Annotated in this window: 13 protein-coding genes; 10 read left to right on the top strand and 3 right to left on the bottom strand. The window is 60.6% G+C overall.

Going from position 1 to position 12,803, the window contains the following annotated elements; all coding sequences use genetic code 11:
* Nucleotides 1-51 precede the first annotated feature (51 nt).
* The 6 genes from ASE26_RS09590 (at nt 52) to ASE26_RS09565 (ending at nt 5,414) form a co-directional block, all read left to right on the top strand.
* Nucleotides 52-855: a sensor histidine kinase gene (locus ASE26_RS09590; protein ID WP_055937412.1), complete on the top strand. Its 804-nt coding sequence runs from the start codon at nt 52-54 to the stop codon at nt 853-855.
* 13 nt (nt 856-868) lie between these two features.
* The gene (locus tag ASE26_RS09585; protein ID WP_055937409.1) at nt 869-1,906 is read left to right on the top strand and encodes a sensor histidine kinase; all 1,038 of its coding nucleotides are present in this window, start codon (nt 869-871) and stop codon (nt 1,904-1,906) included.
* A gap of 11 nt (nt 1,907-1,917) precedes the next feature.
* Nucleotides 1,918-2,952 (top strand): sensor histidine kinase, encoded by a 1,035-nt coding sequence (locus tag ASE26_RS09580; RefSeq protein ID WP_055937406.1) that lies wholly within the window; start codon nt 1,918-1,920, stop codon nt 2,950-2,952.
* A complete protein-coding gene (locus tag ASE26_RS09575; RefSeq protein WP_229207294.1) occupies nt 2,949-3,599 on the top strand; it encodes a LytTR family DNA-binding domain-containing protein in 651 nt (216 codons plus the stop codon). Before ASE26_RS09580 ends, ASE26_RS09575 begins: the two co-directional genes overlap by 4 nt.
* Before the next feature lie 85 nt (nt 3,600-3,684).
* Nucleotides 3,685-4,698: a sensor histidine kinase gene (locus ASE26_RS09570; protein WP_229207293.1), complete on the top strand. Its 1,014-nt coding sequence runs from the start codon at nt 3,685-3,687 to the stop codon at nt 4,696-4,698.
* A complete protein-coding gene (locus ASE26_RS09565; protein WP_229208132.1) occupies nt 4,695-5,414 on the top strand; it encodes a LytTR family DNA-binding domain-containing protein in 720 nt (239 codons plus the stop codon). The genes ASE26_RS09570 and ASE26_RS09565 overlap by 4 nt, the downstream gene beginning before the upstream one ends.
* 52 nt (nt 5,415-5,466) lie before the next feature.
* Here ASE26_RS09565 and clpA read toward each other — a convergent pair whose 3' ends face one another.
* Nucleotides 5,467-7,767, bottom strand: coding sequence for an ATP-dependent Clp protease ATP-binding subunit ClpA (clpA, locus tag ASE26_RS09560; protein ID WP_055937400.1), 2,301 nt, complete (start codon nt 7,765-7,767; stop codon nt 5,467-5,469).
* A complete protein-coding gene (clpS, locus tag ASE26_RS09555; protein ID WP_055937573.1) occupies nt 7,764-8,066 on the bottom strand; it encodes an ATP-dependent Clp protease adapter ClpS in 303 nt (100 codons plus the stop codon). The genes clpA and clpS overlap by 4 nt, the downstream gene beginning before the upstream one ends.
* Before the next feature lie 326 nt (nt 8,067-8,392).
* On the opposite strand from clpS, the gene ASE26_RS09550 reads away from it, so the two are divergent.
* The 4 genes from ASE26_RS09550 (at nt 8,393) to ASE26_RS09535 (ending at nt 11,375) form a co-directional block, all read left to right on the top strand.
* Complete coding sequence (locus tag ASE26_RS09550; RefSeq protein WP_055937397.1) at nt 8,393-8,596, top strand: cold-shock protein; 204 nt, start codon at nt 8,393-8,395, stop codon at nt 8,594-8,596.
* An 82-nt stretch (nt 8,597-8,678) separates the two neighbouring features.
* Nucleotides 8,679-9,179 carry a GNAT family N-acetyltransferase gene (locus ASE26_RS09545; RefSeq protein WP_055937570.1) on the top strand — a complete coding sequence of 167 codons (501 nt, stop codon included), beginning with the start codon at nt 8,679-8,681 and terminating at the stop codon, nt 9,177-9,179.
* 97 nt (nt 9,180-9,276) lie between these two features.
* Nucleotides 9,277-10,569, top strand: a complete 1,293-nt coding sequence (locus tag ASE26_RS09540) for a PoNe immunity protein domain-containing protein (RefSeq protein WP_055937392.1) — start codon at nt 9,277-9,279, stop codon at nt 10,567-10,569.
* Between the two features lie 23 nt (nt 10,570-10,592).
* Nucleotides 10,593-11,375 (top strand): hypothetical protein, encoded by a 783-nt coding sequence (locus ASE26_RS09535; RefSeq protein WP_055937389.1) that lies wholly within the window; start codon nt 10,593-10,595, stop codon nt 11,373-11,375.
* 94 nt (nt 11,376-11,469) lie between these two features.
* Here ASE26_RS09535 and icd read toward each other — a convergent pair whose 3' ends face one another.
* Entirely contained in the window at nt 11,470-12,723 is a 1,254-nt protein-coding gene (gene icd / locus ASE26_RS09530) for an NADP-dependent isocitrate dehydrogenase (protein WP_057246105.1), read from the bottom strand.
* Between the last annotated feature and the right edge of the window lie 80 nt (nt 12,724-12,803).

Genomic DNA, 12,803 nt, shown 5'->3' with positions numbered 1-12,803 from the left:
TCGTCATATCGCCGGAACGGCATCCTTCTGCGTGCGTTATGCTTCCATTCCATGAAAAGAGCACACTATTTTTGGCCGCTGCAAGTCACTGGCTGGGCCGGCGTCGCGCTGTTCGTCGCCCTGGTCAACCGGCTGGAAATCATCCTGTTCCCGCTATCCGCCTGGTGCGGCTTGAGTGGCCTGGCCTTGAGCTGCGCGTGGCGCCAACTGTGCAATACCAGGCAGCGCCGCGGCAAACACCTCACCTGGCCGGTTGCAGTCGGAGCGGCGATCCTGCTGGGAGTCATCCAGAGCGTCGGCAATCTCGAAATGGACCGTTTCCTGACAGGTCCCGGCTGGCAAGGCGGCGGGTTGCCGTGGAAATTGATCCTGCTGTCGTTCTGGAGCGGCGTCATGCTGGCATGGAATGTCTGCTACATGGCCGCACTGTCGCTGCGCAGCAACCAGCGCCTGCCGCTGCAAGAAGAACTGAGCGCCGTGAACGCCTACCTGGCGATCGAGAAAATTCGCTTCGAAGAACGGCTGCAATTCGCTATCGACATAGGCAAGGACATGGAAGCGATCATGGTCCCGCCGATGGCGCTGCAAACGCTGGTGGAAAACGCTGTGAAATACGGCGTCGAACCGTCCTCGAGCGGCAGCGCAATCAGCATCCGCGCGCAACGTACCGGCGGAACTGCCATCATCGAAGTAGCAAACCGCGGCCGCATCCTGGCAGGCGGCAAATCGGCCGGAGTTGGCGTGAGCAATGCACGCAAGCGTTTGGCGCTATCCAAAGGCGAGCATGCCACCCTCGATCTTGCTGAAATCGACGGCTGGGTGCGCGCAACCTTGCGCTTTCCGGTCGCAGCATAAAGGATTCCACTACATGGACCACAACCGCGCCCCCGTCTCCCGCCTTGGCTGGTTCTCTGCGCTACAAATCATTGGCTGGGGAACGCTGTTCCTGTTGATCATCCTCGGCAACAACCGCTATACGAATGCCAAGATACTGGCCTCATTCATCCTGGTTTTTGGCAGCGGCTGGATGTTCACCAGCGCATGGCACCGCATCTTCAAGGCATGGCGCTGGAACCGCCATGGCAACGATTGGCGGCTGCCAGCTGCCGCAGTGCTGGTACTGGCACCCTTGCAGACTGCGATCTCGGAGCTGGCAACCTACATCTTCGCGCCTCACCTGGCCGATGTCGGCCGTCCGGAGCGCATTTCAATAGAACTGGCCTTCTGGTGCGCCGTCATGCTGGGATGGACCATCTGCTACATGGCGGCGGTTGCGCTGCGCCGCGCCTCGAGGCTCGAGGCCGAAGCACTTCGACTGGAAGTGCTGGCAAAGGACGCCGAACTGCGGGCCTTGCAATCGCAGGTCAACCCGCACTTTTTCTTCAATAGCCTGAACAGCGTCCGCGCCCTGATGTACGAAAACATCGACAACGCCGCCCATATGGTCGACCAGCTTGCTACCCTGATGCGCTACACGCTCATGTCCACGTTCAGCGATTGCGTGCCGCTGAAGCAGGAACTGGATGCCGTGCACGCCTACCTGGGCATCGAGAAGCTCCGCTTCGAGGAACGCTTGCGCGCGCATTTTGAGATCGGCGACGGGATGGCGCACGTGACGATTCCGCCAATGACTTTGCAGACCCTGGTTGAAAATGCGGTCAAATACGGCGTCGAGCGCCGTACCGACGGCAGCGAGATCCGCATCACCGCACGCCAGTCGGGCGGCCATGCAGTGATCGAAGTCGCCAACCAGGGCTCGCTGCTCGCCAATGCCGGCTCGACCAAGGTTGGCATGGGCAATGCACGCAAACGGCTGGAACTGGCAAAGGGCGGACAATCCAGCCTGGACTTGAGCGAACACGATGGCTGGGTGACGGCTACCTTGCGTTTCCCGCTCGCCGCCTGAGATAGAGCGCAATGAATAAACTTCGTACACCGCTACTTGCGCGCATCAACTGGTACTGGATCCTGCAAGGACTGGGCTGGAGCGCCATCACTGCTTTCATCATGCTGGTCAACGGCCCCTTCCTGGAAAAGCCAGGCGCGGTCCTGGCCTGCATCCTGGATGGCGTCAGCGGCCTGGTGCTGACCGACTTATGGCGCCGGTACATGAAGCTGCGCGAATGGAACTCGCGCAAGGCGGACTGGCGCCAGGTCGCCGTGGCCATCTTCATCCTCGGTCCATTGCAACTGGCTGCCGTCACTTTCATCGCGCGCACACTGGTTGGCGTGGCCGACGGCGGTAGCTGGCTGCCGATGCTGATCCTGTTCTGGTCCGGCATCATGACGGCGTGGCAGGTGTGCTATATGGCTGCCACGGCCTTGCGCCGCGCCAACCGCTTCGAATCGGAGGCGCTGCGTCTCGACGTGCTGGCCAAGGAGGCCGAACTGAAGGCACTGCAGGCCCAGGTCAACCCGCACTTCTTTTTCAATAGCCTGAACAGCGTGCGGGCGCTGATCTTCGAGAACCCGCACTCGGCCGCGCAGATGATCGACCAGCTGGCAACGCTGATGCGCTATACGCTCGCTTCCAGCTATGCCGACACCGTACCGCTGAAAGAAGAAATGGAGGCAGTGCAGTCATATCTCGCCATCGAAAAGATCCGTTTTGAAGAACGCTTGAATGTCGCCATCGACATCGCCGGCGAGATGGGCGCGGTGACGATCCCGCCAATGGCCGTGCAGACGCTGGTGGAAAACGCGGTCAAATACGGCGTCGAGCAAAGCAGCGTTGGAACGGAAATCCGCATCAGCGCCAGCCAGGCCAATGGCCGCGCACAGATCGAGGTAGCCAACCGTGGCACGCTGGCCAAGCTTGGCAATTCGACCCGCGTCGGCCTGGCCAATGCCCGCAAACGTCTGCTGCATGCCAAAGGCGGAAATTCCAGCCTGGACCTGGTGGAGCGCGATGGCTGGGTGCGCGCCACTGTTACCTTTCCTTTGTCATCATGATGCGCGTGCTGGTCGTCGACGATGAACGGCTGGCGCGCAAGGAACTGCGCCGCCTGCTGGCTGGCCACGCGCATTTCGAAATCGTCGGCGAGGCGGCGGACGTTGGCGACGGCATTGCCCAAGCCGCCGCTTTGACGCCGGAATTGATCCTGCTGAATGTTCAAATGCCGGGCGGCAGCGGCTTCGACCTGCTCGACGCACTCAACGAGGTACCGGAGATTATCTTCACTACAGGCCAAGGCCCCTGCCCGGCCGACTACCTGCTCAAGCCCATCCACCCGCAACGCCTTGCAGCCGCATTGGAACGCGCTGCAGTGCGAGCCGGAATGGGCGGGAAGCCGGGCAAGCTTTTCATCCGCGACGGCGACCGATACTGGCTCGTGCGCCTGATGGATATTCGCCTGTTTGAATCGGAAGGCCAGCAAACACGCGCCTATTTCGACGGCGGCTCGCCGCTGATTGCACGCCCGCTGCCGCAGTTGGAGAAGCTGCTCGACCCGCAGCAATTTCTCCGCGCCAGCAGCCGCCATATCGTCAACCTTGCCGATGTCGATCGCATCGTCCAGACAGCCGGCGGCTCCCTGGCGTTGAAAGTAGGCGGCGTCGCGGTGGAGATCACGGGCGCTAACCAGCCCGTTATTTCATGATGTACGACGATGCAGAATGGATGTATGCTCGCACCGACCAATTCCTCCACTAACCGCTCCTATGACAGAACTCCGGCGTCCTTTGTTGGCAAGGCTTAACTGGTACTGGATCATGCAAGGCCTCGGCTGGACACTGATCTTCCTCGTTGTCGCGGTAATTTACAGCCATTTCCTCAACTTGCCCGGCGTGCTGGCCACCTGCGTCTGGACCGCGGCCAGCGGCGCCTTGCTGTCGGACCTTTGGCACCGTTTGATCAAGGCCCGCAGCTGGAATACCGGCACGATCAAGTGGCGCATGTTCGTAGGCCCGTCGCTTTTGTTAGGACCGCTGCAGGCGCTGAGCGTAGCGGCGGCGATCTATTTCTTGCAGGGGAAATTCGACAGCAGCTGGGCATGGATGGCGCCTTCGGCTACCCTTTGGAGCTGCGTTTTCGTCGGCTGGCAGCTTGCTTATATGGTGGCGCTGGCTATCCGCCGCGCAAACCAGTTCGAAGCGAGCGCCCTGCGCATGGAGGTGCAGGCCAAGGACTCCGAATTGCGCGCGCTGCAAGCCCAGGTCAATCCGCATTTCTTCTTCAATAGCCTGAACAGCATCCGCGCGCTGGTCTACCAAGAACCCGATTCGGCCTCGCAGATGATCGACCAGTTGGCGAGCCTGATGCGCTATACCCTGCAGACAGGCGAATTGCACAAGGTGCCGCTGCAAAAGGAACTGGAAGCAGTCGAAGCCTACCTGGCCATTGAAAAAATCCGCTTTGAAGAGCGCTTGCGCGCCAGCATCACCGTCGAACCGGGGCTGGAACAGGTCATGGTTCCACCCATGTCATTGCAGACTCTGGTGGAAAACGCCGTCAAGTACGGCGTGGAGATGAGCAAGACCGGCAGCGACATCCTGATCACCGCCCGCCGTGCCGGCGACAACGCCCTGATCGAGATCGCCAACGCGGGCGCCATCCGCTCGTTCGGCAACTCCACCAAGGTTGGCCTTAGCAACACCCGCAAGCGCCTGGCCTTGTCCTTAGGCGACGAAGCGAGCCTGCAATTGAGCGAGAACAGCGGCTGGGTACGCGCCACCTTGCAATTCCCGGTGGCCGCATGATGCGCATCCTGGTCGTCGACGACGAACGTCTGGCGCGCGCCGAATTGCGGCGCCTGCTGGCCTCCCATCCCGGCGTCAGTATCGTCGGGGAAGCGGCCAATGCCGCCGAAGCGGCCAATGCCGCCGAAGCGGCGCTGCAGATCGCAACCCTGCAACCGGACCTGCTGCTGCTGGACGTGCAGATGCCGGGCGGCAGCGGCTTCGACCTGCTGGCCACACTGGACGAGGCGCCGGAAGTGATCTTCACCACCGCCTTCGACCAGTACGCCCTGCAGGCCTTCGAAGCCAGTGCGCTCGATTACCTGATGAAGCCCATCGAACCGCAACGCCTGGCCGCGGCGCTGGAGCGAGCCGCCGCTCGCCTGGGCCTGGCGCCACCGCCCAGCGCCGCGCCACGCAAGCTGTTCATCCGCGACGGCGAGCGCTGCTGGTTCGTGCGGCTGGAAGACATCCGCCTGTTCGAGTCGGAAGGCAACTACACCCGCCTCTACTTCAACGGCGCCGCACCGCTGCTGGCGCGCTCGCTGCTGCAAGTCGAGCAGCGCCTCGACCCGCAGCAGTTCTTCCGCGCCAGCCGCCGCCACATCGTCAACCTGGCCGCCGTGCAAGGCGTCGAGAACGGCGAAGGCGGCGCCTTGTCCTTGCGTATCGCCGGTATGACGGTGGAAGTTTCGCGCCGCCGCGTGGCGGCCCTCAAGCAATTGCAGGAATTCTGAGCGAAAAAAAACCCGCCCAAAGCCGGGCGGGTTTTCGCAAGCGGAGCACCGCTTATTCGACTTCAACGGTCTCCGGGGGTGGCGTAGGCGCCGCATCCGGTTCCGGGAACTCCAGTTTGATGGCTTCGGCTTCGTCCAGGTCCACGATCACGCGGCCGCCGGACACCAGCTTGCCGAACAGCAGTTCGTCGGCCAGCGCCTTGCGGATCATGTCCTGGATCAGGCGCGACATCGGGCGCGCGCCCATCAAAGGATCGAAGCCCTTCTTCGACAGGAACTTACGCAGTTTCTCGCTGAAGATCGCTTCCACCTTTTTCTCGTGCAGCTGCTCTTCCAGCTGCATCAGGAACTTGTCCACCACGCGCAGGATGATTTCCTCGTCCAGTGCGCGGAAGCTGATGGTCGCGTCCAGGCGGTTGCGGAACTCCGGCGTGAACATGCGCTTGATGTCCGCCATCTCGTCGCCTGCTTCCTTGCTGTCGGTGAAACCGATCGAACGCTTCTGCAAGCTTTCCGCACCCGCATTGGTGGTCATGATGATGATCACGTTGCGGAAATCGGCTTTACGGCCGTTGTTGTCGGTCAGCGTGCCGTGGTCCATGACCTGCAGCAGGATATTGAAGATGTCAGGATGCGCCTTCTCGATCTCGTCCAGCAGCAGCACCGCGTGCGGCTTCTTGGTGATTGCTTCGGTCAGCAGGCCGCCCTGGTCGTAACCCACGTAGCCAGGAGGCGCGCCGATCAGACGGCTCACCGCATGGCGCTCCATATATTCCGACATGTCAAAGCGGATCAGCTCAATGCCCAGAATGAAGGCGAGCTGCTTGGCCACTTCGGTCTTGCCGACGCCGGTCGGACCGGAGAACAGGAAGGAACCGATAGGCTTGTCTTGCTTGCCCAGGCCGGCGCGCGACATCTTGATCGCGGAAGCCAGCGCTTCGATCGCAGGATCCTGGCCGAACACCACGTTGCGCAGGTCGCGGTCGATGGTGGCCAGCTTGCTGCGGTCGTCCTGGTTGACGGTCTGCGGCGGGATGCGCGCGATCTTGGAAATGATTTCCTCAATCTCGGCCTTGCCGATGGTTTTCTTCTGCTTCGACTTCGGCAGGATACGCTGCGCGGCGCCCGCCTCGTCGATCACGTCGATCGCCTTGTCCGGCAGGTGGCGGTCGTTGATGAAACGCGCCGCCAGTTCGGCCGCAGTCGACAGCGCCGACGACGAATACTTCACGCCATGGTGTTCTTCGAAACGCGACTTCAGGCCGCGCAGGATCTGCACGGTTTGCTCCACGGTCGGCTCGTTGACGTCGACCTTCTGGAAGCGGCGGCTCAGCGCATGGTCTTTTTCGAACACCCCACGGAACTCAGTGAAGGTGGTCGCACCGATGCACTTCAGCTGGCCGTTGGCCAGGGCCGGTTTCAGCAGGTTGGACGCGTCCAGCGTGCCGCCCGAGGCCGAACCGGCACCGATGATGGTGTGGATCTCGTCGATGAACAGGATGCCGTTCGGGTTGTCTTTCAGCTGCTTCAGCACCGCCTTCAGGCGCTGCTCGAAGTCGCCGCGGTACTTGGTGCCGGCCAGCAGCGCACCCATGTCCAGCGAGTAGACCACAGCGCTCGACAGCACTTCCGGCACGTCGCCCTGGGTGATGCGGTAAGCCAGGCCTTCCGCAATGGCGGTCTTGCCCACGCCAGCCTCGCCCACCAGCAGCGGGTTGTTCTTGCGGCGGCGGCACAGGACCTGGATCACACGGTCCACTTCGTCTTCGCGGCCGATCAGCGGGTCGATCTTGCCCTCGGCGGCCGACTTGTTCAGGTTCTGCGTGAACTGGTCCAGCGGCGATTCCTTGGCCTGGCCTTCCGGCACGCTGCCCTCTTCCACGCCCTCGGAGGCCTTGCCGGACTCCATCTGCTGGTCCTTGCGCACGCCGTGCGAGATGAAGTTGACCACGTCCAGGCGGGTGACGCCCTGCTGGTGCAGGTAGTACACCGCGTGCGAGTCTTTTTCACCGAAGATGGCCACCAGCACGTTGGCGCCGGTCACTTCCTTCTTGCCGTTGGAAGCCGACTGCACGTGCATGATCGCGCGCTGGATCACGCGCTGGAAGCCCAGGGTAGGCTGGGTATCCACTTCGCCGGTGCCAGGCACGGTCGGGGTGTTATCGCCGATGAAGTTGGTCAGCGTTTTGCGCAGGTCCTCAATATTCACTGCGCAGGCGCGCAGCACCTCGGCTGCCGATGGATTGTCAAGCAGCGCCAGCAGCAAGTGCTCCACGGTGATGAACTCGTGTCGTGCCTGCCGCGCTTCGACAAACGCCATATGCAAACTTACTTCCAATTCCTGCGCAATCATACTTCCTCCATCACACATTGCAGGGGGTGCCCCGCCTTGCGTGCATGCGTTAAAACAAACTCCACTTTGGTTGAAGCTATATCTTTAGAGAAAACGCCGCACACGCCTTTGCCGTAGCGATGGACACTCAGCATAATTTGTGTGGCCGTCTCCCGGTCCTTATTGAAATACTCCTGGATGATGGCGACTACAAACTCCATCGGAGTGTAGTCGTCGTTCAAGAGCGCCACCTGGTACATAGGTGGCGGCTTTATTGCCTGCCGTTCCAGGACGGTTTCGGTGTCATGCTTGGTTGCCATACGCTTATATTCTAATGCTTTCAGACTAGTTGCAACGCCCATTTAAGAGGGCCATTTCCACCAGTACTCATCTTACGCGTTTTCGCCGATTGCCGCAGATGGCGGTCAGGTTGGCATAAATCAAGGGGCCTCAAAAATAGCTGTTGCAAAAAGCTCACCGTGTGCTAGTGAAAGCGCTTGACATTAAAAATTGTTCCGCCAACAATGCGATATCGACATTGTGCAGTTCTGTACATGCCGGTAAGAAGTGAGTTGTCGAGGAGGGGGCAGGAAGCTTCTTGCTTTTATGGCTCGTGTGATTCGTTTTTAATGAAGGTTTTTTTAATATGGCAACTGGTACCGTTAAGTGGTTCAATGACTCCAAAGGTTTTGGCTTCATCACTCCTGATGATGGCGGTGAGGATTTGTTCGCGCACTTTTCCGCTATTAACATGAACGGCTTCAAGACCCTGAAAGAAGGTCAAAAAGTGCAGTTCGAAGTCACGCAAGGCCCTAAAGGCAAGCAAGCTTCCAACATCCAATCCAGCTAACCCTGGCCTCGGATCAGCAAAAGCCCCGCCCTGCGGGGTTTTTTTTCGCACCTTGCCCGGCAACTACTATGCTGATTTCGTCATGCAAATACGCACTCTCAGCCTAGCCGACACGCCAGCCCTGCTTGCGTTCGAGCTCGCCAACCGCGATTGGTTCGAATCGCAGGTCGATGCGCGAACGCCCGACTTTTACAAGCTGTCCGGCGTAGCGGCACATATAGAGGAATACCTGGCCCGCTATTCGGCCGGCAGCCTGCATCCCTGCCTGTTGATTGAAGACGGGGGCATTCTTGGCCGCTGCAACCTGAAAGATATCGACCGCATCGGTGGCCGGGCCGAAGTCGGCTATCGCATTGCAGCGTCCGCCATTGGCCGCGGCCTGGCGGGTGCCGCGCTGTCGCACCTGATGGAACTGGCATATGGCCGCTGGGAGCTGGCCGGCCTCGACGCCCACGTCACCATTGCCAACGCCGCCTCCGCCCGGGTCCTGGAACGCGCCGGCTTCGCGCTGGCAGGCCCGTCCCCCATTACCGCCGTGGTCGGCGGCGCGCAACTGGCCTGCCTGCATTACCGGCATAATTAAAGCAGCCCCCGCCAGCATTCCCATGATTTGGCGAATCAACGCGGGAATTTTTGTGCGCTGGGGTAAGATAGACTTATCTTTAGGATAAGTTTTTCATATGCATAAGCCGCGCAATCTCACCGCCACCGTGGAATCAACAAGCTACCAGGTCGAAAGTCATGAACGGTTGGCAAGCGGGGCGATCCGAAAGGCACTGGAAGAACCCGACAATCCGCACCAATACAGCCTGCTGGCAGTACCCAGCCACCTGGCCCGGGGACTGCTGCAGCGCTACGCTCGCGGCGACTCGCTCGACTTGCTGCGTCACCACTTCCATGGTGACTACCTGCCCTTACTTCAGCAGGCGGCAGACTTGTGCGCCAAGCTGTTTCCCGATCATCGGCTGCGCCTGCAGGTTGACCAAACAGCTAGCTGGATGCTGCTGTTCGCCTTGGTCTGCTTCGATGACGATGGTGCGCAGGTGACGCATCTGGACAACTGGTTCACGCCGGGCGGCAATCCAGTCCTGTTTACGATGGTGCGCAAAGCCTTCGCGCCAGGTGAGCGCTACCCGGCTGATCTCGATATTGAGCATAAGGCGATGCCGCACGAGGAGCAGCTGGTGGGTGCGCTGCTGCAGCCGCCCGCAACCTGGCCGCAGGCATTTGCCACCTACATGAAGCAGTGGCCCAGGCTGATGAAGGCTTTCGGCTACCGCGAGCAGGTCGGGGACGGCAAGTCGGCATTCGAATATTTCCCGCTGCACCTGGGCCTTGCCGTTTGTGCCTTCGATGTCGACGACAGCGCGTTCCGCCACCTGCCCTACTATCCGCACGAACTGGTCGACTACTACCGCACTCACGTTCGACCAACGCGCGACGCCTGGCGCAGCTGCGTGCGGGACCCGGCTGAGGGCTTGCCCGCTACCGCCAGACCAAAACCCAAGCGTGACTATGTCCTGACCAAAGCCGAAGCGTACGCCCGCTGGATCGAGCTGGTGTGCGGCGAGCAGCCTGCCCTAACCGACGCCGCCAGGCAGGCGCTGGGCAAGCGCAAAACCATGCCGCCTATCCATACGCTGATGGCGACGTTGGCAGCGCGTGGCCTGGCGCTGCACGCCGATTTGAAGGATGACGCCACGTTGGCCGCCCAGGCAACGGCCCTGTGCGAAGCATGGCAATTACCCGCAGCAGGGCTTGCCAATACGGCGCAGCAAGGAACGGCCGCCGTCACCACGATGCTGAATGCGCTGCAAGACCGTGCAAACGACAACGAACGGCGGCTGGCCGTCTTCGACGACGGCGGCGATAACTGGAATGCCCTTCTATACAGCTATCACCATGAAGCCGAATTCACGACGCTATGTGAGCAACTTGGCCTCAAGCGCCTGAACCATAGCCAGTGGCAATAACTTAACAAACAAAAGGAAAATAAATGTCGACATTCGAATTGCATACAACGCACCGCCTGCTGGCTGCCCTTCTGTTGGCGGCAGGCGCATTAACTAGCGAGACAAGTCTGGCGGCGCCCATCGAATTGCCGCCACTGGGCCTGTACCGCATCGATACCGACGGTACGATGGCCTTCAGCGGCAACCCTACCCAAGTCCGCTTGACCACCGAGGGTGAGCACGGCGATACAACCGCACGCTGGCAAGCCGGCGCAAATAGCGCCACGCGTGAGTTCAAGGGCAGTGCTCCGGTCACGCATTGCGTCAAGGCCGTGACCGGCGGGACGCTGCCCTTGCCGCCGCAAGCCGAAGCTTGCACGGTGCAGTCGATAACCAGAATCAAGGATGGCTTTACCCAGACCGCCAATTGCTCTTTCGGCAGGCTTGACTTGACCGTGCACCAACTCGACAAGGAGCGCTGGGAATTTCTATCGGATATGACGATGGTGACGACCGGCGCCGCGCCCAATATGTCAGTCCTGTCGCCTTTGCTCAAACAGCAGGCCGAGCATGGTGAGACGCCCGAGATCCGTGCACGCGCCAAACAGCAACTGGCCGAGCTGCCGGGCATGCAAAAGCAGAGCGACGCGACTTACGCCGCCACCATTGCACGCATGAAGGCAGAAATGGAGAATAGCACCGACCCAGAAGAAAAAGCCGGCATCCGCATGGCGCTCGACCGCATGCAAGCGGGCACGCCGACCATGAAAACCCGTTCGCGTACCGTCTGGACGCGTATCTCGCATACCTGCGATAGCGGCAAGTAGTCAGCTTGCGCCAACGTTGAAGGGCTGCCCCAGCCGAGAAAAATAAAAACCCCATGTCCTCGCGGAAATGGGGTTTGGCTTGAAGCCGGATCGATTACATCTGTTCGATCATCACGTCGCCGAAGCCGGAGCACGACACCTGGGTCGCGCCTTCCATCAGGCGGGCGAAGTCGTAGGTGACCTTCTTGGAGGTGATGGCCTTTTCCATCGCGGAGATGATCAGGTCGGCAGCCTCGGTCCAGCCCATGTGGCGCAGCATCATTTCAGCCGACAGGATCAGCGAACCCGGATTCACGTAATCCTTGCCTGCATACTTGGGCGCGGTGCCGTGGGTCGCTTCGAACATGGCCACGGAGTCGGACAGGTTGGCGCCCGGTGCGATGCCGATGCCGCCCACTTGCGCCGCCAGCGCATCGGAGATGTAGTCGCCGTTCAGGTTCAGGGTGGCGATCACCGAGTACTCCGCAGGACGCAGCAGGATCTGCTGCAGGAAGGCGTCGGCGATCGAATCCTTGACGGTGATCTCGCGGCCGGTCTTCGGATTCTTGAACTTGCACCATGGGCCGCCATCGATCAGCTCAGCACCGAATTCCTTCTGCGCCAGCGCGTAGGCCCAGTCACGGAAGCCACCTTCGGTGTACTTCATGATGTTGCCCTTGTGGACAATGGTCACGGACGGCTTGTCGTTGTCGATCGCGTACTGGATCGCCTTGCGCACCAGGCGCTCGGTGCCTTCGATCGACACCGGCTTGATGCCGATGCCCGAAGTTTCAGGGAAGCGGATCTTCTTCACGCCCATTTCCCTGGTCAGGAATTCGATCAGCTTCTTGGCGCCTTCCGAGCCTTCCTGCCATTCAATGCCGGCGTAGATGTCTTCCGAGTTCTCGCGGAAGATCACCATATCGGTCTTCTCAGGCTCGCGCACTGGCGATGGCACGCCTTTGAAGTAGCGTACGGGGCGCAGGCAGACGTACAGGTCCAGCTCCTGGCGCAGGGCCACGTTCAGGGAACGGATGCCGCCGCCGACCGGGGTGGTCAGCGGGCCCTTGATCGACACGACGTAGTCCTTCAGTACCTTCAGGGTTTCTTCCGGCAGCCATACGTCCGGGCCGTAGACCCTGGTCGACTTTTCGCCGGCGAAGATTTCCATCCAGCTGATCTTGCGCTTGCCGCCGTACGACTTGGCAACCGCCGCGTCCACCACCTTGATCATCACCGGGGTGATGTCGACGCCGGTGCCGTCGCCTTCCAGGTAAGGGATGATCGGGGTGTCAGGCACGCTCAGGGAATAATCGGCATTAACGGTGATTTTCTGGCCGTCGGCAGGTACTTTGATATGTTGGTACATCGTGTTCTCCGAAGAAGGGGTTTGGCAGTCTTCTATAAGACATAAGACACTGGCGTTCCACATTATGCACCAGTATTTTA

This window comes from Duganella sp. Root198D2 (assembly GCF_001428585.1).
In the GTDB taxonomy this organism is placed as follows: domain Bacteria; phylum Pseudomonadota; class Gammaproteobacteria; order Burkholderiales; family Burkholderiaceae_D; genus Rugamonas.
This window is presented reverse-complemented; position numbering and strand designations above follow the sequence as displayed.

Bases quoted from the DNA above. Each gene is read 5' to 3' on its own strand.
- ASE26_RS09590 (WP_055937412.1), top strand. From the start codon at position 52: ATGAAAAGAGCACACTATTTTTGGCCGCTGCAAGTCACTGGCTGGGCC.
- ASE26_RS09585 (WP_055937409.1), top strand. From the start codon at position 869: ATGGACCACAACCGCGCCCCCGTCTCCCGCCTTGGCTGGTTCTCTGCG.
- ASE26_RS09580 (WP_055937406.1), top strand. From the start codon at position 1,918: ATGAATAAACTTCGTACACCGCTACTTGCGCGCATCAACTGGTACTGG.
- ASE26_RS09575 (WP_229207294.1), top strand. From the start codon at position 2,949: ATGATGCGCGTGCTGGTCGTCGACGATGAACGGCTGGCGCGCAAGGAA.
- ASE26_RS09565 (WP_229208132.1), top strand. From the start codon at position 4,695: ATGATGCGCATCCTGGTCGTCGACGACGAACGTCTGGCGCGCGCCGAA.
- clpA (WP_055937400.1), bottom strand. From the start codon at position 7,767: ATGATTGCGCAGGAATTGGAAGTAAGTTTGCATATGGCGTTTGTCGAA.
- clpS (WP_055937573.1), bottom strand. From the start codon at position 8,066: ATGGCAACCAAGCATGACACCGAAACCGTCCTGGAACGGCAGGCAATA.
- ASE26_RS09550 (WP_055937397.1), top strand. From the start codon at position 8,393: ATGGCAACTGGTACCGTTAAGTGGTTCAATGACTCCAAAGGTTTTGGC.
- ASE26_RS09545 (WP_055937570.1), top strand. From the start codon at position 8,679: ATGCAAATACGCACTCTCAGCCTAGCCGACACGCCAGCCCTGCTTGCG.
- ASE26_RS09540 (WP_055937392.1), top strand. From the start codon at position 9,277: ATGCATAAGCCGCGCAATCTCACCGCCACCGTGGAATCAACAAGCTAC.
- ASE26_RS09535 (WP_055937389.1), top strand. From the start codon at position 10,593: ATGTCGACATTCGAATTGCATACAACGCACCGCCTGCTGGCTGCCCTT.
- icd (WP_057246105.1), bottom strand. From the start codon at position 12,723: ATGTACCAACATATCAAAGTACCTGCCGACGGCCAGAAAATCACCGTT.